Consider the following 26,230-nt stretch of genomic DNA (forward strand, 5'->3'; position numbering starts at 1 on the left):
TGCCCCTCAGTTCCAGTAGTCGAGCCGCAGGACGCCGGAGACCAGGCACATGGCCGCGGCGATGGAGAGCAGCGCGATCAGGCCCTTGGGCAAGCCCTGCTTGACGAACGAGATGACGCCGCCGATCAGGAAGAGACCGACGACGATGAGGACGGTGTTGAGGCCGTTCATGGCTTAGAGGGCGCCCTTCGTGGAGGGAAGGATGCCCGCGGCGCGCGGGTCGCGCTCGGACGCGTAACGCAGCGCGCGGGCCAGCGCCTTGAACTGGCACTCCACGATGTGGTGCGCGTTGCGCCCGTACGGGACGTGGACGTGCAGCGCGATCTGGGCCTGCGCGACGAACGACTCCAGGATGTGCCGGGTCATCGTCGTGTCGTACGAGCCGATCATGGGGGCCATGTTCTCGGGCTCGGTGTGCACCAGGTAGGGACGGCCGGAGAGGTCGACCGTGACCTGGGCGAGCGACTCGTCCAGCGGGACGGTGCAGTTGCCGAAGCGGTAGATGCCGACCTTGTCGCCGAGCGCCTGCTTGAAGGCGGCGCCGAGCGCGAGGGCGGTGTCCTCGATGGTGTGGTGCGTGTCGATGTGCAGGTCGCCCTCGGTCTTGACCGTGAGATCGAAGAGGCCGTGGCGGCCGAGCTGGTCGAGCATGTGGTCGTAGAAGCCCACGCCCGTCGACACCTCGACCTTGCCGGTGCCGTCGAGGTCGATCTCGACGAGGACCGAGGTCTCCTTGGTGGTCCGCTCCACCCTGCCTACGCGACTCATGCGTTCCGCTCCTTCTTGATTGCGCGTACCGCATCGAGGAACGCGTCGTTCTCGTCCGGGGTGCCCGTGGAGACACGCAGCCACCCGGGTACGCCGTTGTCCCGGACCAGGACGCCCCGGTCGAGGATCTTCTGCCACACCGCGTGCGCGGCGCCTTCGCCTTCGAATCGGCCGAACTGCACGAAGTTGGCGTCCGAGTCGGTCACTTCGTAGCCGGCCGCCCGCAACTCGTTCACCAGGCGGTCGCGTTCGTCCTTCAGCTGCTCGACGTAGCCGAGGAGCGTGTCGGTGTGCTCCAGGGCGGCGAGCGCCGTGGCCTGGGTGACCGCCGACAGGTGGTACGGCAGGCGCACCAGCTGGACGGCGTCGACGACGGCGGGGGCGGCGGCCAGGTAGCCGAGGCGCAGGCCCGCCGCGCCGAACGCCTTCGACATCGTGCGCGAGATGACCAGGTTCGGCCGGCCTTCGAGCAGCGGGAGAAGGGACTTCCCGTGGCTGAACTCGATGTAGGCCTCGTCGACGACGACCATGGACGGCTTGGCCGCCTGCGCGGCCTCGTACAGGGCGAGGACCGTCTCGGGCGGGACGGCGCTGCCCGTGGGGTTGTTGGGCGTCGTGATGAAGACGACGTCCGGCCGGTTCTCGGCGATGGCCTTCACGGACGCTTCCACGTCGATGGTGAAGTCCGCGCTGCGCGGTCCGGAGATCCAGCCGGTGCCGGTGCCGCGCGCGATGAGGGCGTGCATCGAGTACGAGGGCTCGAAGCCGATGGCGCTGCGGCCGGGGCCGCCGAAGGTCTGCAGGAGCTGCTGGAGGACCTCGTTCGAGCCGTTGGCGGCCCAGACGTTCTCGATGCCGACGTGGTGGCCGCCGGTGCGCGTGAGATAGCCGGCGAGCTCGGTGCGCAGCTGGACCGCGTCCCGGTCGGGGTAGCGGTTGAGGTCGCGGGCGGCCTCGCGCACGCGCTCCGCGATCCGCTCGACGAGCGGCTCGGGCAGCGGGTAGGGGTTCTCGTTCGTGTTCAGGCGTACGGGTACGTCGAGCTGGGGGGCGCCGTACGGGGACTTGCCGCGCAGCTCGTCCCGTACGGGCAGATCGTCGATGCCGGTCACTGGCCGGGAACCTTCCATTCGAACCTTGCCTTGATCGCCGCGCCGTGCGCGGGCAGGTCCTCCGCCTCGGCGAGCGTGACCACGTGGTGGGCCACGTCGGCGAGGGCCTCGCGCGTGTAGTCGACGATGTGGATGCCGCGCAGGAAGGACTGGACGGACAGACCGGACGAGTGGCAGGCGCAGCCGCCGGTGGGCAGCACGTGGTTGGAGCCCGCGGCGTAGTCGCCGAGGGAGACCGGCGCCCAGGGGCCGACGAAGATCGCGCCGGCGTTCTTCACGCGCTGGGCGACCGCGGCGGCGTCGGCGGTCTGGATCTCCAGGTGCTCGGCGCCGTACGCGTCGACGACACGCAGGCCCTCGTCGACCCCGTCGACCAGGACGATCGCGGACTGCCTGCCGCGCAGGGCGGGGACGATCCGGTCGTCGATGTGCTTGGTGGCCGCGACCTGCGGCTCCAGCTCCCTCTCGACGGCGTCCGCGAGCTCCGCCGAGTCCGTGACGAGGACGGCGGCGGCGAGCGGGTCGTGCTCGGCCTGGCTGATCAGGTCGGACGCGACGTGCGCCGGGTCGGCGGTGGCGTCCGCGAGGACCGCGATCTCCGTCGGGCCCGCCTCGGCGTCGATGCCGATGAGGCCGGTGAAGTAGCGCTTGGCCGCGGCGACCCAGATGTTTCCGGGGCCGGTGACCATGTTCGCCGGGGCGCAGGACTCGGTGCCGTGCGCGAACATCGCGACGGCCGTGGCGCCGCCCGCGGCGTACACCTCGTCGACGCCGAGCAGCGCGCACGCGGCCAGGATCGTCGGGTGCGGGAGGCCGTCGAACTCCGCCTGGGCCGGCGAGGCGAGGGCGATCGACTCGACGCCGGCCTCCTGCGCGGGCACCACGTTCATGATCACGGAGGACGGGTAGACCGAGCGACCGCCCGGCGCGTAGAGCCCGACGCGCTCGACGGGCACCCACTTCTCGGTGACCGAGCCGCCGGGGACGACCTGCGTGGTGTGGGTGGTGCGGCGCTGCTCGCGGTGGACGATGCGGGCCCGGCGGATCGACTCCTCCAGAGCCGCGCGGACGGCGGGGTCCAGCTGCTCGAGGGCGTCCTGGAGGGCCTTGGCGGGAACCCGTACGGATTCCAGCTTCACCCCGTCGAACTGCTCCGCGTAGTCGATCAGTGCCGCGTCGCCACGATGATGCACGGCCTCGCAGATCGGACGCACCTTCTCGAGGGCGGCCTGAACGTCGAAGTCGGCTCGGGGCAGCAGGTCGCGCAGTGCGGGGCCCTCGGGGAGGGCGTCGCCGCGCAGATCGATTCGGGAGATCACGTGCTCAATTCTCGCAGACGCCACATGAGCGACCGACGTCCGTATCAATGGCTGATACGGATCACCGCGCGAGACCGGAGGAAGACCTTCACCAGTAGCGTTCAGGCCGTCACTCAGCGGGCATGAACAGTTGTACGAAACCCACGAGTAGCGGAGCCGTACCGGGACGTGCGGGCTCTGTGTGGATTCGGGGGTCTACGGGGAGGAAGACGAGTCGTGGTCGACGGCACCGGCATCGCTGACCCGCCGGACGGTCTCACGGGCGCCGAGATCGGCATGTGGCAGGCCTTCCGCAACGGCAGTGTCTACGACCTCAGCTCGGGCGACCCGGACGTGGACGACCCGCACGGCGGGCACGCCTGGGGGCCCGACCGCAGCGTGCGGGCGCGGATCGTGGCTTGGCTGCTGCTCGACGGACCGCCCGCGCTGTCCGGGCGTGTCGCGTCGCTCAAGCTCAAGGGCGTACAGATCATCGACACGCTCGACGTCTCGGGCGGCGGCGTCGTGCCGTACGTCGAGATGAAGCAGTGCCGCTTCGAGAAGGAGATCCTGGTCCCCGAGGCCCGGTTCACCACCCTGCGTCTGGTCGACTGCTCGATCCCCCGCCTGGAGGCCGCCCGCGTCCACACGGAGGGCGATCTGCATCTGCCGCGCTGCCGCTTCCACAGCGGCGTGCGCCTCACCGACGCGCACATCGGCACGGACCTGCTGCTCAACCAGGCCGTCGTGTACCGCGACCGGCGCGGCAAGTCGATCATGGCGGACGGCATGTCCGTCGGACAGGACCTCCAGGCCGAGATGCTGGAGACGCACGGGGAGCTCAGCCTGCGCGGTGCCCAGATCGGCGTCTCGCTCAGCCTGCGCGGCAGCCGGCTCTCCAACGCGTACGGGAGCCGCGCGCTCAACGCGCCGCAGCTGACGGTCGAGCGCTCCCTCTACCTGACCCCCGCCGGTGTCGGCAATCCGCTCCAGACCAGCGGCACGACACCGGCCCGCGGCACCCGCGTGCAGCGCTTCGAGTGCCAGGGCGGGGTGCGGCTCGACGACGGCCGGTTCGGCGACGCCGTCGACCTCGACCAGGCGCGCTTCCACCTGGAGAACGACCAGGAGGTGTCGCTGCGCCGCATCCAGACGCCCGAGCTGCGCTTCCTGTGCGAGCGGCCGCAGCGCGGACGGATCGTCCTGTCCGGCGCGAAGGTCGTCAACCTGATCGACAAGGCGGCGAGCTGGCCGGGCCCCGGCGGTCTGCGTGTGGGCGGTTTCACGTACGAGAACCTCATCCCCTCCGGCCCGTTCCCGCTGTCGCGGCGCCTGGAGTGGCTGTCGGCCGCGACGCCGGAGTACAGCCCGGAGCCGTACGAGAAGCTCGCGACCGTGCTGCGCAACAGCGGCGAGGACGCCGACGCGCGCGAGGTGCTGCTCGCCAAGCAGCGCCGCCGCCGCGAGACGCTGCCACCGGCCGCGAAGATCTGGGGGTACATCCAGGACTGGACGGTCGCCTACGGGTACCGGCCCGGGCGGGCCGCGGTGTGGATGGCCGTGCTGTGGGCGGCGAGCACGCTGGCCTTCTCCCACGCGTCACATCCGGCCATCAAACCGGGTGAGGCACCGCACTGGAGTCCGGCCCTGTTCTCGCTCGATCTCATCCTGCCGGTCATCGACCTGGGCCAGGACGGCTACTGGCAGCTGCGGGGCGGCTGGCAGTGGGCCGCGACCGTGCTGATCCTGCTCGGCTGGATCCTCGCCACGACGGTCGCCGCGGGCGCCACCCGGCTGCTCCGCAGAAACTGACCGGGCACCCTCGCATTTTTTGCCGGACCGCGGGCAACCATGGGCGCATTTCAGCCGTCATCCCAGCGCAACCATCAACCGAGCGACGGGGAGCGGGGTCCACACCTTGGCACTGCTGCGCGCCCTCATCCGCACCGCGCGGATGGTCCGCCACACCTCGGGTCTCTCGGCCGGGCTGCCCGCCGACGACGACGTCCTCCTGGACGTCCCCGACGAACGCCTCGCGCCGGCGCTCGTCGCCGCGGGCCGGGGCGAGTACGAGGCGGCCGCCAAGCTGCTCGCCGCCACCCGCGAGGCCGGCGAGTGGGAGAACCGGGACCGCTACGTCACCCGGCTCGCCGCCTTCGCCAGATCCCGCGGCGAATGGTTCGACGACTGGCGCTTCGCGGCGCCCCACGACCCGGACGCCCTCCTCGTCAAGGCCGAGCTGGAGGTCGCGCGCGGCTGGGAGTCCCCCGCCCGCGCCGAGCTGCTGCGCGAGGTGACGCCGCTGATCACCGCCGCCGCCGAGGGCGACCCCGGCGACCCGGTGCCCTGGCGGGTCGCCCTCGACCACGCGCGCGGCACGAACGCCTCGCACACCGTCTTCGAGAGGCTCTGGGCCGAGGCCATAAGGCGCTCCCCGCACCACTACGGCTGCCATGTGTCGGCGCTCCAGTACCTGTCGGCCGCCTGGTACGGCTCGCACCGCGAGTGCTTCGACTTCGCCGAGCGCGCGGCCCAGGACGCCCTGCCGGGGTCCCTCGTGCAGGCGCTGCCGGTGCGGGCCGCGTTCGCGTACCTGACGAGCGAGGAGGGCCCGGGACCCGCCGCCAAGGTGCCCCGCGAGCGCCTGGACGAGGCCGCCGACCTGGCGATCGCCCTGTCCCGCGAGTACGCCGCCGACGACCCCTGGCCCGCCGAGGTCCGCAACCTCCTCACGTACGTCCTGGTCCGCCTGGAACGCTGGTCCGACGCCCTGGATCAACTGCGCCTGACCGGCCCGTACGCGACGTCGTTCCCCTGGGACCGGATCTCGGACGACCCGCTCGGGCAGTTCCTGGAACTGCGCGACGGCGTACGGATCGAGGTGGCCGCGGCCCGGCCGCTCGGCGGCCGCGGGACCGGTCGCGGATCCCTCGCCTCCGGCTCCCATTAGGCTTGACCGTCGTGACCACCGTCCGGCTTCCGCTCTTTCCGCTCAACTCGGTGCTGTTCCCGGGACTCGTGCTCCCGTTGAACGTGTTCGAGGAGCGCTATCGCGCCATGATGCGCGACCTGCTGAAGACCTCCTCCGGGGGTTCCGAGGCCTCCGGCGACCCCGCCGACTCCGACGAGCCGCGCCGGTTCGCCGTCGTGGCGATCCGCGACGGCCACGAGGTCGCGCCCAGCGCCCCCGGCATGCCGGACGAGGCGGCGAAGACGGCCGCCGAGGCGGGCCCCGCGGCCGGCTTCGGCGACGACCCGATCAAGGCCCTGCACGGCGTGGGCTGCATCGCGGACGCCGCGACGATCCGGGAGCGCGCCGACGGCAGCTTCGAGGTGCTCGCCACCGGCACGACCCGCGTGAAGATCCACTCGGTCGACGCGTCGGGCGCCTATCTGACCGCCGAGGTCGAGGAGCTGCCCGAGGAGTCCGGCGACGAGGCGGGCGCCCTCGCCGAAGGGGTGCTGCGCGCCTTCCGCTCCTACCAGAAGCGGCTCGCGGGCGCCCGTGAGCGCTCCCTGGCGACGGGCGCCGACCTGCCGGACGACCCGTCCGTCGTGTCGTACCTGGTGGCCGCGGCGGCCGTCCTCGACGTGCCGACCAAGCAGCGCCTGCTGCAGGCCCCGGACACGGCGTCGCGCCTGCGCGACGAGCTGAAACTCCTTCGCGCCGAGACGGCGATCATCCGTAATCTGCCGTCCTTGCCGGCCGGCGACCTGACCCGGCAGGCGACCAGCCTCAACTGACGTGGCCGGTCCCGACTGACGTAAGGCATGAGGACGTTGGCGAAGAAGTCCAAGAAGCAGCAGTCCGGGGGAACGCCCGCGACCGTGGCGCTCACCGCCGCGGGTACGCCCTTCACGACGCACGCGTACGAGCACGACCCGGCGCATCCCTCGTACGGGGACGAGGCGGCGGAGGCGATGGGCGTCTCCCCCGAGCGGGTGTTCAAGACACTCGTCGCCGACGTGGACGGCGAGCTGACCGTCGCCGTCGTGCCGGTGGCGGGCCAGCTCGACCTGAAGGCCCTGGCGACGGCCGTCGGCGGCAAGCGGGCCGCGATGGCCGATCCGGCGGCGGCGGAGCGCACCACGGGCTATGTGCGGGGCGGCATCTCCCCACTGGGCCAGCGCAAGAAGCTCCGTACGGTCCTGGACGACTCGGCGCGGGCGCACGACACGATCTGCGTCTCGGCGGGCCGCCGCGGCCTGGAGGTGGAGCTGGCCCCCACGGACCTGGCGACGCTCACGTCAGCGGTGCTGGCCCCCATCGGCCGCACCTGATTCCGCCCGGAATCGCCGCCACCTCTCGACGCACGACATGTCCTCGGCTAAGTACCGAGGACATGTCGAAGAGGACGCGCAAGCGGAAGTGGCGGATCAGGAAGCACAAGGCCAATCACGGGCGCAGGCCCGCCTGAGAGGCGCCCTCAGGCCACCGGAGGGGTGTTCTGCGGGTAGTGGGTGTCGAAGTACGGGTCGGGATCGCGGGGCCCGAACAGGCCGGTCAGGCCGAGGTGGACGATCATCGCGGCGAGCGGCCAGGCGAGGAGCGCGCCCTTCGCCTTGAGTTCGAGCGGCGCGTCGAACGTGACGCCCTTGCCGACCTCCTTGGCGTGGGCCGCCACGTCCTGCGTGGGGCCGAGCCAGATCCCGAACCGCCAGGCGAGGAGCCCGCCGAGCAGTCCGCCGACGGCCAGGGCGACGACGAGCGGTACGCCGCCGCGCTTGCGCCACAGGAACACGGCGACCGCGCTGACGACGCCGAACGCGAGGCCCAGCAGCGTGAACGTTCCGTCGACGCCGACGGCCTGCTCGCCCTCGGTGTCCTTGAGGTAGACGGCCTGGGCGTCCGCGATGAGCGGCACCTGCGGCGCGAGCCACATCCACAGCGCGCCCAGGAGCAGCCCGCACACGGCCAGCGCGACCGTGACGACGGCGGCCTCCCGCAACTCGGTCCTCATCCCTGGCCCGTCCTCCTGGTGCTCGTGAGCGTGAGACGGCACAGCGCCCGCGGGCCCGGAGGCCTGCCAGGGGTCGTGCTGGGGTTGCTGGGGTCGTGGCGTCAGCGGTGCGGTCACCCTGCCATCGTGCCAGGCCCCTGCGACTCGCGCGTCACCGGACGGCTGCCCGGCGGTACGCCCAGGTGGCGAGGGCCAGCGAAGCGACGCCGACGCCCGCGCAGACCCCCAGATCGAGGAGCACGACGCCCCAGTCCGGATGTGCCCCGAAGGTGCGGGCGAAGGCCTCGACGCCGTACGTCGACGGCAGCAGATCGCGCGCGTACTGGATGACGTCCGGCATGCGGTCCGCCGGCAGGACGCCGAGCAGGAGCGCCGCGGACATGCCCAACTGGCCGAGCAGTGTGGCCAGTTCGGGCCGTGGCGCGAGCAGCCCGAGCGCGGCGCCGAGCCCGGAGAGCGCGGCACCGGCGAGCGGGATGACGGCGGCGAGCACCCACAGGTGCGCGAGCGGAAGCTGGAACATGACACAGCCGACGACGGCGGTGACCACGGTCCCGGGCACGGTGAAGGAGGCGTACGCGCCGGCGGCGCCCAGCACCACGGCGGCGGGCGGCACGGGCAGCGTCGCGTAGTGATCGAGCCCGCCGGCGGCCCGCAACTGCCCGAAATACTGCGCGAGCAGATTGAGAGCGACGAACGCGACAACCAGAACACTCGACCCGGCGACGACAGCCTGGGCCTCCCGGCCCCCGTCCACCACGCCCCGCATCAGAATCATGATGCCGACGGACTGGAAGGTGGCGACGAAGAGCAGCGGGATCCTGGCGACGCGCGCCCGCGAGAGCTGCGCGCGGTACACGGCGGCGAGGGACGGCAGCAGCCGGGCCCTCGGGGCGAGCTCGCCGACGGCGTCACCCTCGGCGCTCAGCCCGCTCGCGCCCGCCCGGGCGCCGCCCTGAAGGACCTCAGCGGGTACGACACTCACGGTGCGCGACTCCTGTCGTGACTGTTCCGTCGGGTACGGGGGCCGCCGTGTTCACGACTTCACCAGCCCCTTGGCCTCGCCGCCGAGCGCCAGGTACACATCTTCCAGGCTCGGCGTGGTCAGGGAGAAATCGTCCAGCGCGGCGAACGCCGGGCCGCCGGTGACGGCGGCGACGGCGGCCCGCGCCTCGTCCGGGCCGAGCCGCAGCGACCAGCGGCGCCCCGACTCGACGGCGGAGGCGCGCAGCGCGGCGACGGCGGGCACGTCCAGGGGCGCCCGCTCCCGCCACACGAGCTCGACGCGCACCTCGCCGGCGACCTTCTCCTTCAGCCCGGCCGGGGTGTCGCAGGCGATCACACGCCCGCGGTCGAGCACGGCGACGCGATCGAGCACGGTCTCGGCCTCGATGACGTTGTGGGTGACCAGCACGACGGTGGCGCCGCTCTCGGCCCGCCGCCGGTCGACGGCGGCCCAGACGGCACGACGGGCGACGGGATCCATCCCCGTGGTCGGTTCATCAAGCACCAGCAGCGGCCGCTCCCCCACGAGAGCGGCAGCGAAGCAGGCAAGCCGCCGCTGCCCACCGGAAAGCTTCTTCAGGGGCCGCGACGCAATCGCCCCGAGCCCGAGTTCCTCCACCACGGCGTCCCGCTCGGCCCGCGCCGTACGCAGATCGAGCCCGCGCAACCGCCCGGTGGTCTCGGCGGCGAGCGACACGGTCAGCTCGTCCAGGGCGCTCGACTCCTGCCCCAGATACGCCAGAATCCGCGAGGCCCGCTCCGGATACCGCACGATGTCGTGCCCCAGAATCCCGACGCTCCCGCTGTCGGGCCGCATCAGCCCGGTCAGCTGCCGTACGAGGGTGGACTTACCGGCGCCGTTGGGCCCGAGCAGCCCGAAGATCTCCCCGCGCCGGATCTCGAGGGACACCCCGTCGGTGGCCCGGATCGCAGCGCTCCCGGGCGCTCCGCGACGCCCGCGGGTGGCGGGATACGTACGCACGAGATCCCGCACGACGCACACCACATCCCCCCGTCGCCCTCTGGGGGCCGCCTGTGCCGTGCGCGTACTCACGAAGGACGAGACTACGGGGTCGCGCCCTCCGGACGACGCCCGGGTAGGGACATGCCACCGAAATCGGGACGCGCCCCACCCCCACCCACGGACACAGAGCAGAGGGCCCAGCGGACCCAGGCACCAACGCGGCCGCATCCGAGACCGAACGGAAGGGGCCGGTCCGGTACGTCCGCCCGGAGCCGGCACACACAACTGACGCCTACGAGATCCAACGCCGAACCATCCAAGCGGGGACGGACATACCGGCCCGGCCCCGCCCCACGACGGGCGCGAGCCACAAGCCAAAAACAAGCCCGCACCCGGCACCCGGCAAGACCACCACCCCGAGCAAGAGCGCACCCAGAGCGAGACCGCCCCGACTACTCCGCAGTCACCCGCTCCGCAGAGCTACGCACATCGACCTCGCGCCAGAATCCGGCCCGAATCGCATACCGATCGTGCTCGTCGATCTGATCGTCCTTGTGGGCGAGCAACCCGAACCGCGCGGCATACCGCAGCAGCTCCCCGTCGATGCGATGCGGCACTCGCGGATACATGGTGGACAGCTTCTGCAGCTGAACCTGGTCCCCCAGCCGCTCCATCCATCGCCGGGCGAACACCTGCCCCACCTCGAAGGGGTCACCACCGACGGTGGTGATGTCCTCCTCGCGGTCGGCCCACCGCTGCTCGGCGGTGGTGAGCTGGGCCAGCGTCGGCAGGGACGCCGCGTCCGCCGACTCCCCCACGACCCCGGGCCGCTCGACCCACCCCTTGTCGGAGGACCACCGCAAGGTGGCGTTGGCGGGGTGCTGCGCGGGATGCACGTGAGGATGCGCCCCTAGCCCAGGAGCGGCGCCGGGCCCGCGCAGGGCGGCAAGGTCCTTGGGCGTGGGGACACCCTTCCCCGCGCCACCCCGCTCGTCCTCGGTCCCTCCACCGTCACCTTCACGCGCGGCCACCCCATGATCGACGCCTTCGCCGACCGGGGCACCCCCCTGCCCGGCGCCGCCGGGGGCACCACCGCCCCCCGGCACATCGGAGAGATCCGCGGAGTGCCCGGCCGCGGAGGCAAGCGCCGACTCGGGCAGTGGTGCGGACAGAATCGCCGCGATCTCCGGCCGCGGAGCGGGCTGCGGCGCACAGATCCCGCCGACTTCCTTGGCCCGCACGGCCTTGGTGATCCAGGCCCGGTCGAGCACGCGCCGCTCATCCGCCTCGGCGACGAGGTCCTCGGACTGGTTGTAGTCGCCGTCTGCGGCCTGCACGGCCCACAGGTGCACGGCGACCCCGTGCTCCTTCGCGGCCATCATGCCGGGCAGCAGATCGCCGTCGCCGGTGACGAGCACGATGTCGGAGCAGGCGCGGTTGCGGGCGAGTTCGGTCAGCTCGGCGTGCATCGCCGCGTCGACTCCCTTCTGCGCCCAGCGCCCGTCACTACGGGTGAGCGCACCGAGCCGCACGGTCACGCGGGGCATCACGCGGAGCCGGCGGTGCTCGGGCTGGGGCACCCGGTCCGGCGCCCCGTCGAACCAATAGATCCGCAGAAGTGGCCGCTCGGTATCGGATTCGGCGCGCTCACGCAGCCCTTGGATGAGGGCGACATGATCGACGGTGATCCGGGACCGGGACGGCTCCCCCGCGAGGAGACTCGCGGCGGCCCCGAGCAGGTAACCGGCGTCCACCAGGACGATGCAACGGTCCACGCGATCCACCCTCTTTCGCTGAATTACCGGCGTCCGGAGGTCCCACGGTGTCGACGATCGCGGGTTCGCCTCGGGTTTCCTTCGAGTCTGCCCGACCACACGGGGGTTAACGGCCCGAACTCGATCTTCGGCGTGGCGGATCGGACGAATTCCCGAAAGCGGCCCGCTCACAGAACTCCCGTCGCGCTCCGAACAACGCCCTGACAGCGCTTATTACGCACGGTAATTCTCTGAAATGCGTGCCTCGTCAGCATATGTGAATCTGAATCCGGCCCTGGCCCCTAGACCCCCCGCAGGAGGCAGTCACCATGGCCAAGAACAAGAACCGCAAGCAGGGCGACCAGCGCAGCCGCGCCTCCGCCTCCGAGCAGGCTTCCGAGCAGGCCAAGTCGGCCGGTATGGAAGCACAGTCGGAGATGCAGTCGCAGGCTCAGGGCACGCCCGCGGATGTTGCCCGTAAGCACCAGCGCCGCTTCGGCCACAACTGACGCCTTTCGTAAGGCACGTGGCCCTTTGGGCACACAAGTGAGGGGCGCTCCCGGAGAAATCCGGGAGCGCCCCTCACTCACGTAATGACCAGATCCTCAGGGCCCTTCAGCCCGCGTCAGCCCGCCAGGCAGGACGGCCCGAGCAGCACCTTGAGGTCACCGAAGAGCGCGGGGTCGGGCTGCACACGGTGCCGGTCGAGCCGCAGCACCGTTGTCTTACGGGCCCCTTGGAGCTTGATCCGCACCTCGCTGTTGCCCTTGTGGTGGCTGAGGATCTCGCCGAGCCTGCTGACCATCGGCGGGGTCACCTTCACCGTGGGGATGGTGATCGTCACGGGCGCGTTGGTCCCGGCGTTCGACAGGTCGGGGACCATGAGTTCCATCGCGACGAGGCGCGGCACGTCCTCGCGCTTGTCGAGGCGGCCCTTGACGAACACGACGGCGTCCTCGACGAGTTGGGTCGACACCAGCTGATACGTTGCCGGGAAGAACATGCACTCGATGGAGCCGGCCAGGTCCTCGACGGTCGCGATGGCCCAGGCGTTGCCCTGCTTGGTCATCTTGCGCTGGAGGCCCGAGATGATGCCGCCGATGGTGACGATCGAGCCGTCCGAGTAGTCGCCGCCGGTGAGCTGCCCGATGCCGGCGTCGGCCTTGTCGGACAGCACGTGTTCGAGGCCGAACAGCGGGTGGTCGGAGACGTAGAGACCGAGCATCTCGCGCTCCTGGGCGAGGAGATAGGTCTTCTCCCACTCGTCCTCGGAGAATTCGACGTCGAGCCCGAAGCCCGGCTCGCTGCTGTCCTCCTCGCCCATGCCGCCGAAGAGGTCGAACTGGCCCTCGGCCTCCTTGCGCTTGACCTGCACGACGTTGTCGATCATCGGCTCGTACTGTGCGGTGAGGCCCTTGCGGGTGTGCCCCATCGTGTCGAACGCGCCTGCCTTGATCAGCGATTCCGTGGTGCGCTTGTTGCAGGCGGCGGCCTCGACCTTGTCGAGGTAGTCGGGGAAGGAGGCGTACTTCCCCTTCGCCTTGCGGCTGCGGATGATCGACTCGACCACGTTCGTACCGACGTTACGGACGGCGGAGAGGCCGAAGAGGATCACGTCGTCGCCCTGGGCGGCGAAGTTGTGTTCCGACTCGTTCACATTCGGCGGGAGGACCTTGATGCCCATGCGCCGGCATTCGTTCAGATAGACCGCGGACTTGTCCTTGTCGTCCTTCACCGACGTGAGCAGCGCGGCCATGTACTCGGCCGGGTAGTTCGCCTTGAGGTAGGCGGTCCAGTAGGTGACGAGGCCGTACGCGGAGGAGTGCGCCTTGTTGAACGCGTATCCGGCGAACGGCACCAGGACGTCCCACAGGGCCTGGATCGCCGCGTCGGAGAAGCCCTTCTTCTTGGCTCCGGCCTGGAAGAGGACGAAGTTCTTCTCCAGCTCCTCGGGCTTCTTCTTGCCCATCACGCGGCGCAGGATGTCGGCCTCGCCGAGCGAGTAGCCGGCGATGATCTGGGCGGCCTTCTGCACCTGCTCCTGGTACACGATGAGGCCGTAGGTGAGACCCAGGGTCTCCTTCAGCGGCTCTTCGAGCTCCGGGTGGATCGGGGTGATCTCCTGGCGCCCGTTCTTGCGCTCCGCGTAGTTCGTGTGCGAGTTCATTCCCATCGGGCCCGGCCGGTACAGGGCCGAGACGGCGGAAATGTCCTCGAAGTTGTCGGGCTGCATCTGGCGCAGCAGCGAACGCATCGGGCCGCCGTCGAACTGGAACACGCCGAGCGTGTCACCGCGGCAGAGCATCTCGTACGTCTTGGGGTCGTCCAGCGGCAGGGAGAGCATCTCCAGGTCGATGCCCTTGTTGGCCTTCACCATCTTGACGGCGTCGTCCATGATCGTGAGGTTGCGCAGGCCGAGGAAATCCATCTTCAGCAGGCCGAGCGACTCGCACTGCGGGTAGTCCCACTGCGTGATGGTCACGCCGTCCGAGTGCCGGACCCAGATCGGGGCGTGGTCGACGATGGGCTCGCTGGACATGATGACGCCGGCGGCGTGCACGCCCATCTGCCGGACCAGGCCCTCGACGCCCTTGGCGGTGTCGATCACCTTCTTGACGTCCGGCTCGTTCTCGTACATCCCCCGGATCTCGCCCGCCTCGCTGTAGCGCGGGTGGGCGGGGTCGGTGATGCCCGACAGGTCGATGCCCTTGCCGAGGACGTCGGCGGGCATCGCCTTGGTGAGGCGGTCGCCCATCGCGTACGGGTAGCCGAGGACGCGCGCGGAGTCCTTGATCGCGTTCTTGGCCTTGATCTTTCCGTAGGTGCCGATCATGGCGACCTTGTCGGCGCCGTACTTCTCGGTCACGTACCTGATCACTTCGACGCGCCTGCGCTCGTCGAAGTCGATGTCGACATCGGGCATGGAGACGCGCTCGGGGTTCAGGAACCGCTCGAAGATCAGGCCGTGCGTGATCGGGTCGAGGTCGGTGATGCCCATGGCGTAGGCGACGATCGAGCCGGCCGCGGAGCCTCGGCCGGGGCCGACCGCGATGCCGTTGTTCTTGGCCCACATGATGAAGTCGGCGACGACCAGGAAGTACCCCGGGAACCCCATCTGGATGATGATGTCCATCTCGTACTCGGCCTGCTTCTGCCGGTCGTCGGGGACGCCGCCCGGGTAGCGGCGCTCCATGCCGACCCGGACCTCCTCCTGGAACCAGGTGACCTCTGTGAAGCCCTCCGGGATGTCGAACTTCGGCATCAGGTCGCGCTTCTCGAACATGCCCGTGGTGTCGATCTGCTCGGCGACCAGGAGCGTGTTGGCGCAGCCCTCCTGCCAGGCGTCCGAGGAGTCGACGGCGTACATCTCGTCGGTCGTCTTGAGGTAGTAGCCCGTGCCGTCGAAGCGGAAGCGGTCTGGGTCCGAGAGGTTCTTGCCGGTCTGGATGCAGAGAAGCGCGTCGTGCGCGGTCGCCTCGTGCGCGTACGTGTAGTGCGAGTCGTTCGTCACCAGGGGCGGGATGCCGAGCTTCTTGCCGATCTCCAGAAGTCCGTCGCGGACGCGGCGCTCGATCTCGATGCCGTGGTCCATCAGCTCCAGGAAGTACCGGTCCTTGCCGAAGATGTCCTGGTACTCGGCGGCCGACTTCAGGGCCTCGTCGAACTGGCCGAGGCGCAGGCGCGTCTGGAGCTCACCGGACGGGCAGCCGGTCGAGGCGATGAGCCCCTCCGACCACTGGGAGATCGTCTCCTTGTCCATGCGCGGCCACTTCTGCAGCCAGCCCTCGGCGTACGCGTCCGAGGACAGCTTGAAGAGGTTGTGCAGGCCCGTGCTGTTCGACGCCCAGATCGTCTTGTGGGTGTAACCACCCGAACCGGACACGTCGTCCCGCTTCTGGTGCGGCTGGCCCCACTGGACCTTGCGCTTGTTGCGCCGGGACTCGGGGGCGACGTACGCCTCGATCCCGATGATCGGGACGACACCGGACTTCTTCGCCGTGTGGAAGAAGTCGTACGCCCCGTGGAGGTTGCCGTGGTCGGACATGGCGATGTGCGTCATGCCCATTTCATTGCAGGCGTTGAACATGTCCTTGAGCCGCGCGGCACCGTCCAGCAGCGAGTACTGGGTGTGGACGTGCAGGTGCGTGAACGGCGGCTTTGACACGGCTTCGGCCTCCAACGGAAACGGAACGATACGGACCGGCGACGGGCTGCGGGCAGTCGGCGGACAGCTTTGAAGTCTACGGGTGGGCACTGACACCCCGCGGGCACTCGGGGGTACGGTCGTGCGTTGGACAGGGCAGGACAGCTGTCCCCCATGGCACGATCCACGGTCACCATCCGCCGTCACCCCCGACGGCACAGCCCGCACCAGGAGGCACCCCGCGATGTCGGTCCCGCAGCCCACCGCTGAGCAGCGCGGCGAGCAGATCCTCACCGTCTTCGACACCGCGTTCGGCGAGCTCCTGGCCGCCGACCCGGCGGCGTTCCGGGTCAAGTTCCGGAAGATGGCCTCGTCCGCGTTCGCGTTCTACCGCGGCACGGCGTGCCTGTTCTACGCGGACCTGGAGCGCGAGCGGCACGGCGGCCCGTACCTGGACGACCGCACGGGCCGGGTGTGGATCCACGGCGATCTGCACGCGGAGAACTTCGGCACGTACATGGACTCCACGGGCCGCCTGATCTTCAATGTGAACGACTTCGACGAGGCGTACGTCGGCCCCTTCACCTGGGACCTCAAGCGCTTCGCCGCCTCCGTGGCGCTGATCGGCTACTCGAAGGCGCTCAGCGACGAGCAGATCACCGAGCTGGTGGGCACGTACGCGGGCGCGTACCGCGAGCGGATCCACGCGCTGGCGACGGGCGCGAAGAGCGACGAGGTGCCGCCCTTCACCCTGGACACCGCCGACGGTCCGCTCCTGGACGCGCTGCGCGACGCCCGCTCCCTGACGCGCTTCGGGCTGCTCGACTCGATGACGGAGATCCGTGACTTCGAGCGCCGCTTCGCGCCCGGCGGCGGCTCCATCGAGCTCGACGCGGCCACGCGCTACAAGGTCCTCGCGGCCTTCGACGGGTACCTGGAGACGCTCCCCGAGTCCTCCCTGGCCCGTCCCGACTCGTACCGCGTGAAGGACGTCGTGGGGCGGCGCGGCATCGGCATCGGCTCCGCGGGCCTGCCCTCGTACAACATCCTTCTGGAGGGCAACAGCGACGCCCTGGAGAACGATGTCGTGATCTATCTCAAGCAGGCGCAGACGCCTGCCGTGTCGCGGCACATCACCGACGCGGCGATCCGCGACTACTTCCAGCACGAGGGCCACCGCACGGTGATCTCGCAGCGCGCGCTCCAGGCGCACGCCGACCCGTGGCTGGGCTGGACCGAGCTGGACGGCTCTGGGCAGCTGGTCGCCGAGGTCTCGCCGTACGCCGTGGACCTGGACTGGTCGGACATCGACGACCTGGAGGAGATCGCCGCGGTCGTCGCCGACCTCGGCCGGGCCACGGCGGCGATGCACGCGGCGGCCGACGACCTGTCCGGGCAGTCCCTGGTGCCGTTCTCCACGGAGCGGGCCATCGACGCGGCCATCGCGGCGGACGAGGACGGCTTCGCGGGTCTGCTGGTCGACTTCGCGCACGACTACGGGGCACGCGCGCGTGCGGACCACCAGATCTTCGTGGACCTCTTCCGCAACGGCCGGATCCCGGGCCTGTAGGCCACAGGGGCCGACAACGCTCCCGTAACTCACAGCGACCCTTTAGGGGTCCCTTACAGGAACGCATGGCACACTCCTCCGCGATGGACGACATATCCGGGACCCAGCTCAGAGCCGTGCGCGCGGCGCTCTTCACGGCGCTCGTCGTGACGCTCTCCGCCGCGTCGCACGTCCTGCTGTCCCGGGTCCCCCTTCCGGTGGTGACGGTGGCGGCCACGGCCTTCGCCGTCTTCGTCCTCGCGTACGCGCTGGCGGGGCGTGAGCGGAGCTTCGGCCGGATCGCGGCGCTGCTCGTGCCCCTGGAGCTGGCCGCCGACACGGTGTTCACCACGGGCCAGCACGTCTGTTACGGCGCGGCGGGCGGGCCCGTCGCCGGGCCGCTGCGCGCGGTCGGCCTGGACGTCCTGTGCGGCGGCAGCATCGGTACGCCGCTGGCCCGCATGACCGGCGGCCACACCGACAAGGCGGCCGCGCTCCTCGCGCACACCGACCCGGCCGCCGCCTGGCTGCTCCTCGGCGCGCACGTCGCCGTGGGCCTCCTCGCCGCCGCCTGGCTTCGCCGCGGCGAGCAGGCGCTGGCCCAGCTGCTGCGCGCGGTCGCCGGGTTCACCTTCCGGCCGCTGCTGATCGCCTTCGCCGCGGTACGGGCCCACCTGGAGCCCGCACGCCGCCTGCCGCGGCGCCCCTCGCGCCGGGTGCGGGCCGCCCGTACGCAGTTGTGGGCGCACTCCGTGGGACGGCGCGGACCGCCGTGCGTGGCCCTGGCCGCCTGAGGCCCGGGCCCGGCACAGCAGTCCCCCGAAGACCTCGCAGAACCCACACGGAGAACGATCATGAGCCAGAGGAACAGCCAGGCCGCGAAGACGGCCGCCCGCGAGCGGCTTCGCGTCGAGCGCGAGCGGCAGGCCAAGAAGGAGAAGACGAAGCGGCAGGTGACCGTCGCCGGGGCCATCGTCGCCGTCCTGGCGATCGCCGGCGGCATCGGCTTCGCCGTGATGCAGGCCAACAAGCCCAGCTACTGGGAGGCCGCGAAGGACGACAAGCTGGTCGCGCCCGCGAACACGTCGGGCAAGGACGGGACCACGGTCGTCATAGGCAAGGACAGCGCGAAGAAGACCCTCGAGATGTACGAGGACCCGCGCTGCCCGATCTGCGCCACCTTCGAGCAGACCGTCGGCTCGAACGTCGACAAGGACGTCGAGGCCGGCAAGTACAAGATCCAGTACATCGGCGCGACGTTCATCGACAACAGCGACAACGGCGAGGGCTCAAAGAACGCCCTCAGCGCCCTGGGCGCCGCGCTGAACGTCAGCCCCGAGGCCTTCCTCGAGTACAAGACCGCGCTGTACTCGAAGGCGAACCACCCCGAGGAGACGGACGACAAGTTCAAGAAGGACGCCTACCTGATCAAGGTGGCGAACACGGTCGACGCCCTCAAGAACAACAAGGCGTTCCAGAAGAACGTCGAGGACGGCACCTACGACAAGTGGGCGCTGACCATGTCGAAGAAGTTCGACGACAGCGACGTCAAGGGCACGCCGACCCTCAAGATGGACGGCAAGGCACTCACCGGGCCCGACGGGAACGCCCCGATGACGGTGGCCGACTACACGACCGCGATCGACAAGGCCCTCAAGGCCTGACGGTCCTGCCGGACTGATCGCCCCGTCGGCTGATCGCCCCGTCGGCTGACGCGCCGTCGAAGTGTGGGCGAACTCTTCGGAGTTCGCCCACACTTTGCCTTTACTGGTCAGTAATGTGATCACTCGTGACCAGTCGACTCAACATAGACAGCCCTCCCGGCACCGCCGCCGGTACGGCCAACTCCTTTGCCCCGCGCCGCCGTTCGGTCGTGAAGGCCGCCGCCGCCACGGCCGGAGCCGCCGCCCTCGCCCCGCTCGCCACCGCGCCCGCCGCGCACGCGGCCGACGGACCCGCCTTCCTGCACGGCGTCGCGTCGGGCGACCCACTGCCCGACGGCATCCTCCTGTGGACGCGCGTGACGCCCACCCCCGACGCCGTGCCCGGCTCCGGAAAGGGCCCCGACACGGACGTCCGCTGGGAGGTCGCCCAGGACAAGGACTTCCGCCAGGTCGTCGCCCACGGCACCACCACGGCGCGGGCGTCCGCCGACCACACCGTCAAGGCCGATGTGAGGGGCCTGCTCCCGGCGAGCGTCTATTACTTCCGCTTCTCCGTAGAGGGCGCCCAGGGCACCGTCTCCCCCGTGGGCCGTACACGCACGGCGCCCGCGCTCGACGCGCAGGCCGCGGGCGTCCGGTTCGGCGTCGTCTCGTGCGCCAACTGGGAGGCCGGCTACTTCTCCGCGTACCGCCATCTCGCCGCCCGCACCGACCTGGACGCGGTGCTCCATCTCGGCGACTACATCTACGAGTACAAGACCGGCGAGTACCCCGAGGCCAAGTACGTCGTACGGCAGCACGAGCCGCGGCACGAGATCCTCACGCTCGCCGACTACCGCGTGCGCCACGGCCTGCACAAGACCGACGCCGACGTGACGGCCGTGCACGCCGCGCACCCGCTCATCGCCATCTGGGACGACCACGAGTTCGCCAACGACGCCTGGTCGGGCGGCGCCGAGAACCACACGCCCGGCACCGAGGGCGACTGGGCGGCGCGTCAGCAGGCCGCCAAGCAGGCCTACTTCGAGTGGATGCCGGTGCGCCCGTCCACCGCGGGCACGGTCTACCGCCGCCTGCGCTTCGGCAAGCTGGCCGATCTGCACCTGCTCGACCTGCGCTCGTTCCGCTCCCAGCAGTCGACCGTCGGCAACGGCGACGTGGACTCCCCCGAGCGCTCGATCACCGGCCGCGCCCAGCTCGACTGGCTGAAGGCGGGCCTGGCCGCGTCCGACGCCTCGTGGAAGCTCGTCGGCACCTCGGTGATGATCTCGCCGGTCGCCTTCGGCTCGCTGCCGGCCCATCTGCTGGAGCCGCTCGCCGAGTTGCTCGGCCTGCCGACCGGCGGCCTCGCGATCAACGTCGACCAGTGGGACGGCTACACCCACGACCGCAAGGAGCTGATCGGGCACCTGCGGGACAAGGCGATCCACAACACGGTCTTCCTCACCGGCGACATCCACATGGCCTGGGCGAACGACGTACCGGTGACGGCCGGAACGTATCCGCTCTCCCCGTCCGCGGCCACGGAGTTCGTCGTCACGTCGGTGACCTCCGACAACCTCGACGACATCCTGCACGTGGCCCCGAACACCATCTCGACGGTGGCGGAGGGCGCCATCAAGGCGGCCAACCGCCATGTGAAGTGGCTGGACATGGACGCGCACGGCTACGGCGTCCTCGACGTCACCGCCGAGCGCTCGCAGATGGACTACTACGTCGTCTCCGACCGCAGGGATCCGGCCGCGACGACCTCCTGGTCCCGCTCCTACCGCACGCTCAGCGGTACGCAGAAGGTCGAGCGGGTGAACGCGCCGGTGCGCTGACCCGGACCCCGGGGGGCCGATGAGGGGCTAATTCCGGCCACTCGTCGGCACGTTAAGAACAGATCACAGCACTACGGCGGGTGGTGCTGTCCGCGGATCGAATGCGGACACACCGCCCGTCGCGGTAACCGCTCCCGTTACGTACGGATCTCAAACTCCGGACGCCACACGAAAATTTCTTCCCGTTGCCCCGAATTGCCGGAGGAAGAGAGGTAGTTGATTGGGCCAGAACATCGCTCTTCAAGGGATGACATGGCCACGTAATCTCCCCGCGGCGGCGAGGAAGTTCCTCCCCCCACCCGTCCGCGAGGAGTCCGCATGACCACGCTTGCCCGAATATCTCCGCTGATGCGCCGCCGACTGATCGGCACCGCACTCGTGGCCGGAACCCTGGCCATCGCCCCGCTGTCCGCCCCGGCGGGCAGCGCCGCGACCGCCAAGGCGTCGGCCTCCGCGGAGAAGTGCGCCGACAGTGGCAACGCCGTGGCACGCGAGAAGAAGCCCACCGGCGCCGACCACGCGCAGGAGCCGAACGAGGTCAGCGCGGCCAAGGCCAAGTCCATGGACGCGGACATGCGGCGCAGACTCGACAGGATGCGCGCCGACGGCACACTCTCCAGAGGCCTCGCCGCGGCGTCGACCACGATCCCGGTCTACGTCCACGTCATCCACGACGGCACGACCGGCAAGCTCACGTCGACCGACATCACCAAGCAGATCGACGTCCTGAACGCGGCCTACAGCGGCCAGGGCACCGGCAACAACGACTCGGGCTTCACGTTCACGCTGGCCGGCACCGACTACACGGACAACGCCGCCTGGTACAACGGCATCACACCGGGCTCCGCCGCCGAGAAGTCCATGAAGTCCTCGCTCCGCAAGGGCGGCGCGGGCGCGCTGAACTTCTACACCGCGAACCTCGGCGACGACCTGCTCGGCTGGGCGACGTTCCCGTCCTCGTACAAGTCGAACCCGTCCGACGACGGCGTGGTCGTCCTCGACACCTCGCTGCCGGGCGGCTCGGCCACCAACTACAACCAGGGCGACACGGGCACCCACGAGATCGGCCACTGGATGGGGCTGTACCACACGTTCCAGGGCGGCTGTAACGGCAACGGTGACTACGTCTCCGACACTCCGGCCGAGAAGAGCGCCGCGTTCGAGTGCCCGACCGGGCGCGACACCTGCACCAACAAGACGGGTGTCGACCCGATCCACAACTTCATGGACTACACGTACGACTCCTGCATGTACCAGTTCACCGCGGGCCAGGTGCAGCGGATGAAGGACAGCTGGACGGCGTACCGCGCGGGCTGACGGACCGCGGTACGACGTAGGGCCTTTCGCCCGGATCGGGCGGCATGATCCGGGCGAGCGGCCCTAGAGCGAATCGAGGAAGCCGAGCGCCACCCGCCAGGTGGTCTCGGCCGCCTCCGCGTCGTAGTCCGGCAGTTCGGGGTCGGTGTAGAGGTGGCCGGCGCCCGGGTAGCGGTAGACCTCCACGTCGGCGCCGGTCCGGCCCATCTGGAGGTACCAGGCGCTCAGCCAGTCGTCGGTCTCGAACGGATCGGGCTCGGCGACGTGCAGCTGGACGGGCAGTTCGTCCACGGCGGCGTTCTCGGCGATGTCCGAGGTGCCGTGCAACAGCAGCAGGCCGCGCGCCTTGTCGTCACCGAGGGCCAGGGTCTGCGCGATCGAGGCGCCGAGGGAGAAACCGGCGTAGACGAGCCCACGCTCGGAGTAGGGAGCGGCGGCGAGGATGGCGCGCTTGAGCAGCTCGTCCTTGCCGATCTCCTCGTTGAAGGCCATGCCGTCCTCGACGGTGTCGAAGGTGCGGCCCTCGAAGAGATCCGGGGTCCACACCTCGTGTCCGGCGGCCCGCAGCCGGTCGGCCGCGTCACGGACGGCGGGACGCAGGCCGTACGTCGAGTGGAAAAGCATGATGTTCATGTGGCCCATGGTGCCATCCGGGGGCGCCCGTGCCCGTCAGCGGCCGGGCTCCTCAGCGCAGGCTGCGCACGTCGAGATGGCGCAGTACACGGTCCACGATCTCGGGATCGGCGCCCGGCTCGCTGCGTGCCGCGAGCACCTCGTGGCGGGCGGCGGAGAGCATCTCGTTCTGGATGCGGCGCACGCGCTTGATCCTTGAGACGCGCTTGGCGTGCGCCTCCTTGCGTTCCTCGCTGCCCAGTTCGGGGTCGATGCGCAGTCCGATGTCGTAGGCCCTGCGCGCCATCTGGTCGGAGAGGTCGTCAGGCAGCTCCTCGACCTCCTCGATCTCCTTCAGCCGCCGCTTGGCAGCCTTGGCCGCGCGGAGCGCGAGCTGCTGCTCGAACTCCTTCTCGGCTTCGGCGTCCGCCTTGACCCCCAGCTTCTTCACCAGCCAGGGCAGGCTCAGCCCTTGGAGCACGAGGGTGCCCATGATGACGCCGAAGGCGATGAAGACGATCTCGTCGCGGTCGGGGAAGGGCGAGTTGTCGTCCATGGTGAACGGAATGGCGAGGGCCAGGGCGACGGAGGCCACCCCGCGCATTCCCGCCCACCACATGATCACGGCTTCGCGCCAGGAGATCGGGATGTCCTCGTCGAGGTCCCGCCGCGCATGCAGACGCCGCGTCAGCCAGGTCGCCGGAAGCAGCCACAGCAGGCGTACGAAGATGACGACCGCCACGACGGTGCCGGCCCAGCCGAGCATCTCGCCCCAGCGGCCGGCCGCGGTCCTGATCGCGTTGTGCAGTTCGAGGCCGATGAGGCCGAAGGCGACGCCGGTGACGAGTGTGTCGACGATGTCCCAGAAGGCGCGGCCGGTCAGCCGGGTCATGACGTCGTCCGCGTCGAAGGCGTACTCGGCGAGGAACAGCGCCGTGACGAGTACGGCGAGCACACCGGAGCCGTGCAGCTCCTCGGCCAGCACGTACGAGGCGAACGGCATCAGGAGCGTCAGGCCGATCTGGAGCGTGGAGTCGTCGAGGAAGTCCATCACCTTGTTGGCGGTCCAGCCGATCACGAGCCCGACGACGAGCGCGACGACGGCGGACAGGAGGAGCGAGACGACGGCCTCCGGCCAGGAGAAGCTGCCGCTCACCACCGCGGCGATGGCCACGTGATAGAGCACGATCGCGGTCACGTCGTTGAACAGGCCCTCGCCCTCCAGGGTCGACACCAGGCGGCGGGGCAGGCCGAGTTGGCCGGCCACGGCGGTCGCGGCGACGGGGTCGGGCGGAGCGACGAGGGCGCCGAGCGCGACGGCCGCGGCGATCGGCAGGCCCGGCACGATGGCGTTGGCGACGAACGCCACGGCGGCCGTGGTGACGAAGACCAGGGCCACGGCGAGCAGGAAGATCGGTCTCTTGTTCGCCGCGAACTGGCGCCATGACGTGCGCTTCACGGCCGCGTAGAGCAGGGGCGGCAGCAGGATGGGGAGGATCAGGTCGGGCGGGACCTCGACGTTCGGCACGACCGGGACGAGCGCCAGGCTGATGCCGAGCAGCGTCATCAGGACGGGCGCGGGCAGCCCGAGCCGGTCTCCGAGTGGCACGCTCAGCACGGCCCCGAGCAGGAGCACGAACAGCAGGGCCAACTGATCCACGGTGCGCACCCCGGCGAGTAGCGGCGGTCAAGCCATCGGACGATCAAGTCCTCAGCGTGCCACGCGCATCGCTCTGTGGTGATTTGTGGCGCGAGTCGGCGCCGTTGGGACCGGACCGTGCTCGCGCTGGGGCGAATGACCCTAGCCCTGCGGCTGACCCAGCGCCTTGCGCATCGCCCGGTGGGGAATTCCCGCGTCGGGGAACTCCGGCCCGTACACCGCATAGCCGAGACGCTCGTAGAACCCCAGCGCATGTGTCTGCGCGTGCAGGTCCACGGCGACGAGCCCACGCTCCGTCGCGGCGTCCTCGATGGCTCGCACGAGGGCCGCTCCCACGCCGAGCCCGCGCGCGGCCTTCGCCACCGCGAGCCGCCCGAGCGCGCCGACCCCGGCGTCCCCGCCGTTCTTCGCCACGGCGGCGGCGCCGGTCAGCAGCCGCCCCGTGCCGAGCGGCTCACCGTCGGCGCGCAGCGCCAGCACATGCACCGTGCCGGCCCCGTCGTCGTACTCGTCGTACTCGAGCTCCTGAGGAACCCGCTGCTCGACGACGAAGACCTCCTGGCGCACGGCGAAGCAGGCCTTGCGGTCGGCCTCGCTGTCGGCGACCCGCACCACGTACGGGGAAGAGGGCTGCGGCACGGTCACGAGCTCTCCGCCCGGACGCGGTCCAGGGCCGTCTGCAGGTCCTCGGGGTACTGGCTGGAGAACTCCACCCACTCGCCGTCGGCCGGGTGCTCGAAGCCGAGCCGCACGGCGTGCAGCCACTGGCGGGTGAGGCCGAGCCGCTTGGCGAGCGTCGGGTCGGCGCCGTACGTCAGGTCGCCGACGCAGGGGTGCCGATGGGCCGACATGTGCACGCGGATCTGGTGCGTACGCCCCGTCTCCAGCTTGATGTCGAGGAGGCTGGCGGCGCGGAACGCCTCGATGAGGTCGTAGTGCGTGACGGAGGGCTTGCCCTCGGCGGTCACGGCCCACTTGTAGTCATGGTTCGGGTGGCGCCCGATGGGGGCGTCGATCGTGCCGCTCATCGGGTCCGGGTGCCCCTGGACCAGCGAGTGGTAGCGCTTGTCGACGACGCGCTCCTTGAACTGCCGCTTCAGCGTCGTGTACGCGCGCTCCGACTTGGCGACGACCATGAGGCCGGAGGTGCCGACGTCGAGCCGGTGGACGATGCCCTGGCGCTCGGCGGCGCCGGACGTGGAGATCCGGTACCCGGCTGCGGCGAGGCCGCCGATCACGGTCGTCCCGGTCCAGCCGGGGCTGGGGTGCGCGGCGACGCCCACCGGCTTCATGATCACGACGATGTCGTCGTCGTCATGGACGATCTCCATGCCCTCGACGGGCTCGGCGACGATCTGCACCGGGGCGGGCGCCTGCGGCATCTCCACCTCGAGCCAGGCCCCGCCGTGCACGCGCTCGGACTTGCCGACCACAGAGCCGTCGACCGCCACCTTCCCCGCCGCGGCGAGCTCGGCGGCCTTGGTGCGGGAGAAGCCGAACATGCGGGAGATGGCGGCGTCTACGCGCTCGCCCTCCAGGCCGTCGGGCACGGGCAGGGTTCGGATCTCGGGAAACGTGCTCACCCATTGAGTATGCAGG

23 protein-coding genes are annotated in these 26,230 nt (G+C 70.4%); 10 read left to right on the forward strand and 13 right to left on the reverse strand.

What is annotated here, in order from left to right; translation table 11 throughout:
- Positions 1 to 6: 6 nt before the first annotated feature.
- Genes LGI35_RS14155 through hisD form a run of 4 tightly spaced genes read right to left on the reverse strand, consistent with a single transcriptional unit; the run spans position 7 to position 3,199 of the window.
- Positions 7 to 171, reverse strand: coding sequence for a hypothetical protein (locus tag LGI35_RS14155; RefSeq protein WP_165914440.1), 165 nt, complete (start codon positions 169 to 171; stop codon positions 7 to 9).
- Positions 172 to 174: 3 nt separating this feature from the next.
- Entirely contained in the window at positions 175 to 768 is a 594-nt protein-coding gene (gene hisB / locus LGI35_RS14160) for an imidazoleglycerol-phosphate dehydratase HisB (protein ID WP_100592249.1), read from the reverse strand.
- A complete protein-coding gene (locus LGI35_RS14165; protein ID WP_227294209.1) occupies positions 765 to 1,880 on the reverse strand; it encodes a histidinol-phosphate transaminase in 1,116 nt (371 codons plus the stop codon). Before LGI35_RS14165 ends, hisB begins: the two co-directional genes overlap by 4 nt.
- Positions 1,877 to 3,199 (reverse strand): histidinol dehydrogenase, encoded by a 1,323-nt coding sequence (gene hisD / locus LGI35_RS14170; RefSeq protein ID WP_227294210.1) that lies wholly within the window; start codon positions 3,197 to 3,199, stop codon positions 1,877 to 1,879. The genes LGI35_RS14165 and hisD overlap by 4 nt, the downstream gene beginning before the upstream one ends.
- A gap of 216 nt (positions 3,200 to 3,415) precedes the next feature.
- Here hisD and LGI35_RS14175 point away from each other — a divergent pair, with 216 nt between their 5' ends.
- From LGI35_RS14175 to ybaK, 4 genes are all read left to right on the forward strand, one after another.
- Positions 3,416 to 4,990 carry an oxidoreductase gene (locus LGI35_RS14175; protein ID WP_227294211.1) on the forward strand — a complete coding sequence of 525 codons (1,575 nt, stop codon included), beginning with the start codon at positions 3,416 to 3,418 and terminating at the stop codon, positions 4,988 to 4,990.
- Positions 4,991 to 5,132: 142 nt separating this feature from the next.
- Positions 5,133 to 6,128 carry a hypothetical protein gene (locus LGI35_RS14180; RefSeq protein ID WP_227300299.1) on the forward strand — a complete coding sequence of 332 codons (996 nt, stop codon included), beginning with the start codon at positions 5,133 to 5,135 and terminating at the stop codon, positions 6,126 to 6,128.
- 11 nt (positions 6,129 to 6,139) lie between these two features.
- Positions 6,140 to 6,922 carry an LON peptidase substrate-binding domain-containing protein gene (locus LGI35_RS14185; RefSeq protein ID WP_116503744.1) on the forward strand — a complete coding sequence of 261 codons (783 nt, stop codon included), beginning with the start codon at positions 6,140 to 6,142 and terminating at the stop codon, positions 6,920 to 6,922.
- A gap of 36 nt (positions 6,923 to 6,958) precedes the next feature.
- The gene (ybaK, locus tag LGI35_RS14190; protein WP_227300300.1) at positions 6,959 to 7,459 is read left to right on the forward strand and encodes a Cys-tRNA(Pro) deacylase; all 501 of its coding nucleotides are present in this window, start codon (positions 6,959 to 6,961) and stop codon (positions 7,457 to 7,459) included.
- Between the two features lie 146 nt (positions 7,460 to 7,605).
- Here the strand turns inward: ybaK and LGI35_RS14195 are convergent, their stop codons facing one another.
- The 4 genes from LGI35_RS14195 to LGI35_RS14210 all read right to left on the reverse strand — a co-directional run bounded on the left by LGI35_RS14195 (position 7,606) and on the right by LGI35_RS14210 (position 11,883).
- A complete protein-coding gene (locus LGI35_RS14195) occupies positions 7,606 to 8,256 on the reverse strand; it encodes a hypothetical protein (protein ID WP_227294212.1) in 651 nt (216 codons plus the stop codon).
- A 34-nt stretch (positions 8,257 to 8,290) separates the two neighbouring features.
- Positions 8,291 to 9,124: an ABC transporter permease gene (locus tag LGI35_RS14200; RefSeq protein ID WP_227294213.1), complete on the reverse strand. Its 834-nt coding sequence runs from the start codon at positions 9,122 to 9,124 to the stop codon at positions 8,291 to 8,293.
- Positions 9,125 to 9,175: 51 nt separating this feature from the next.
- Positions 9,176 to 10,198 (reverse strand): ABC transporter ATP-binding protein, encoded by a 1,023-nt coding sequence (locus tag LGI35_RS14205; RefSeq protein WP_206301911.1) that lies wholly within the window; start codon positions 10,196 to 10,198, stop codon positions 9,176 to 9,178.
- Positions 10,199 to 10,560: 362 nt separating this feature from the next.
- Complete coding sequence (locus tag LGI35_RS14210; protein WP_227294214.1) at positions 10,561 to 11,883, reverse strand: NYN domain-containing protein; 1,323 nt, start codon at positions 11,881 to 11,883, stop codon at positions 10,561 to 10,563.
- A gap of 308 nt (positions 11,884 to 12,191) precedes the next feature.
- Between LGI35_RS14210 and LGI35_RS14215 the strand changes: the two genes are divergently transcribed.
- On the forward strand, positions 12,192 to 12,371 hold the full coding sequence (locus tag LGI35_RS14215; RefSeq protein WP_116502594.1) for a hypothetical protein: 180 nt from the start codon (positions 12,192 to 12,194) through the stop codon (positions 12,369 to 12,371).
- A gap of 116 nt (positions 12,372 to 12,487) precedes the next feature.
- Here LGI35_RS14215 and dnaE read toward each other — a convergent pair whose 3' ends face one another.
- On the reverse strand, positions 12,488 to 16,027 hold the full coding sequence (dnaE, locus tag LGI35_RS14220; protein ID WP_227294215.1) for a DNA polymerase III subunit alpha: 3,540 nt from the start codon (positions 16,025 to 16,027) through the stop codon (positions 12,488 to 12,490).
- Between the two features lie 223 nt (positions 16,028 to 16,250).
- Between dnaE and LGI35_RS14225 the strand changes: the two genes are divergently transcribed.
- The 5 genes from LGI35_RS14225 (at position 16,251) to LGI35_RS14245 (ending at position 22,359) form a co-directional block, all read left to right on the forward strand.
- Positions 16,251 to 17,576 carry a DUF2252 domain-containing protein gene (locus LGI35_RS14225; protein ID WP_323182765.1) on the forward strand — a complete coding sequence of 442 codons (1,326 nt, stop codon included), beginning with the start codon at positions 16,251 to 16,253 and terminating at the stop codon, positions 17,574 to 17,576.
- A gap of 83 nt (positions 17,577 to 17,659) precedes the next feature.
- The gene (locus tag LGI35_RS14230; protein ID WP_227294217.1) at positions 17,660 to 18,349 is read left to right on the forward strand and encodes a hypothetical protein; all 690 of its coding nucleotides are present in this window, start codon (positions 17,660 to 17,662) and stop codon (positions 18,347 to 18,349) included.
- 60 nt (positions 18,350 to 18,409) lie between these two features.
- Positions 18,410 to 19,219: a thioredoxin domain-containing protein gene (locus LGI35_RS14235; protein ID WP_227294218.1), complete on the forward strand. Its 810-nt coding sequence runs from the start codon at positions 18,410 to 18,412 to the stop codon at positions 19,217 to 19,219.
- A gap of 143 nt (positions 19,220 to 19,362) precedes the next feature.
- On the forward strand, positions 19,363 to 21,042 hold the full coding sequence (locus tag LGI35_RS14240) for an alkaline phosphatase D family protein (protein WP_227300301.1): 1,680 nt from the start codon (positions 19,363 to 19,365) through the stop codon (positions 21,040 to 21,042).
- Between the two features lie 318 nt (positions 21,043 to 21,360).
- Positions 21,361 to 22,359, forward strand: a complete 999-nt coding sequence (locus LGI35_RS14245) for a zinc metalloprotease (protein ID WP_227294219.1) — start codon at positions 21,361 to 21,363, stop codon at positions 22,357 to 22,359.
- A gap of 63 nt (positions 22,360 to 22,422) precedes the next feature.
- On the opposite strand, the gene LGI35_RS14250 is transcribed toward LGI35_RS14245, so the two are convergent.
- From LGI35_RS14250 to LGI35_RS14265, 4 genes are all read right to left on the reverse strand, one after another.
- Positions 22,423 to 22,992, reverse strand: a complete 570-nt coding sequence (locus LGI35_RS14250; protein WP_227294220.1) for a dienelactone hydrolase family protein — start codon at positions 22,990 to 22,992, stop codon at positions 22,423 to 22,425.
- 52 nt (positions 22,993 to 23,044) lie between these two features.
- Positions 23,045 to 24,631 (reverse strand): Na+/H+ antiporter, encoded by a 1,587-nt coding sequence (locus LGI35_RS14255; RefSeq protein WP_227294221.1) that lies wholly within the window; start codon positions 24,629 to 24,631, stop codon positions 23,045 to 23,047.
- 141 nt (positions 24,632 to 24,772) lie between these two features.
- Complete coding sequence (locus LGI35_RS14260; RefSeq protein WP_227294222.1) at positions 24,773 to 25,276, reverse strand: GNAT family N-acetyltransferase; 504 nt, start codon at positions 25,274 to 25,276, stop codon at positions 24,773 to 24,775.
- Complete coding sequence (locus LGI35_RS14265) at positions 25,273 to 26,214, reverse strand: RluA family pseudouridine synthase (protein WP_116502590.1); 942 nt, start codon at positions 26,212 to 26,214, stop codon at positions 25,273 to 25,275. The genes LGI35_RS14260 and LGI35_RS14265 overlap by 4 nt, the downstream gene beginning before the upstream one ends.
- Positions 26,215 to 26,230 lie beyond the last annotated feature (16 nt).

Origin of the sequence: Streptomyces longhuiensis, from assembly GCF_020616555.1 — a bacterium.
GTDB classification, from domain to species: Bacteria; Actinomycetota; Actinomycetes; order Streptomycetales; family Streptomycetaceae; genus Streptomyces; species Streptomyces longhuiensis.

Coding starts and splice junctions, on each gene's coding strand:
- LGI35_RS14155 (WP_165914440.1), bottom strand. CDS start 171: ATGAACGGCCTCAACACCGTCCTCATCGTCGTCGGTCTCTTCCTGATC.
- hisB (WP_100592249.1), bottom strand. CDS start 768: ATGAGTCGCGTAGGCAGGGTGGAGCGGACCACCAAGGAGACCTCGGTC.
- LGI35_RS14180 (WP_227300299.1), top strand. CDS start 5,133: ATGGTCCGCCACACCTCGGGTCTCTCGGCCGGGCTGCCCGCCGACGAC.
- LGI35_RS14215 (WP_116502594.1), top strand. CDS start 12,192: ATGGCCAAGAACAAGAACCGCAAGCAGGGCGACCAGCGCAGCCGCGCC.
- LGI35_RS14225 (WP_323182765.1), top strand. CDS start 16,251: ATGTCGGTCCCGCAGCCCACCGCTGAGCAGCGCGGCGAGCAGATCCTC.
- LGI35_RS14230 (WP_227294217.1), top strand. CDS start 17,660: ATGGACGACATATCCGGGACCCAGCTCAGAGCCGTGCGCGCGGCGCTC.
- LGI35_RS14235 (WP_227294218.1), top strand. CDS start 18,410: ATGAGCCAGAGGAACAGCCAGGCCGCGAAGACGGCCGCCCGCGAGCGG.
- LGI35_RS14245 (WP_227294219.1), top strand. CDS start 21,361: ATGACCACGCTTGCCCGAATATCTCCGCTGATGCGCCGCCGACTGATC.
- LGI35_RS14250 (WP_227294220.1), bottom strand. CDS start 22,992: ATGAACATCATGCTTTTCCACTCGACGTACGGCCTGCGTCCCGCCGTC.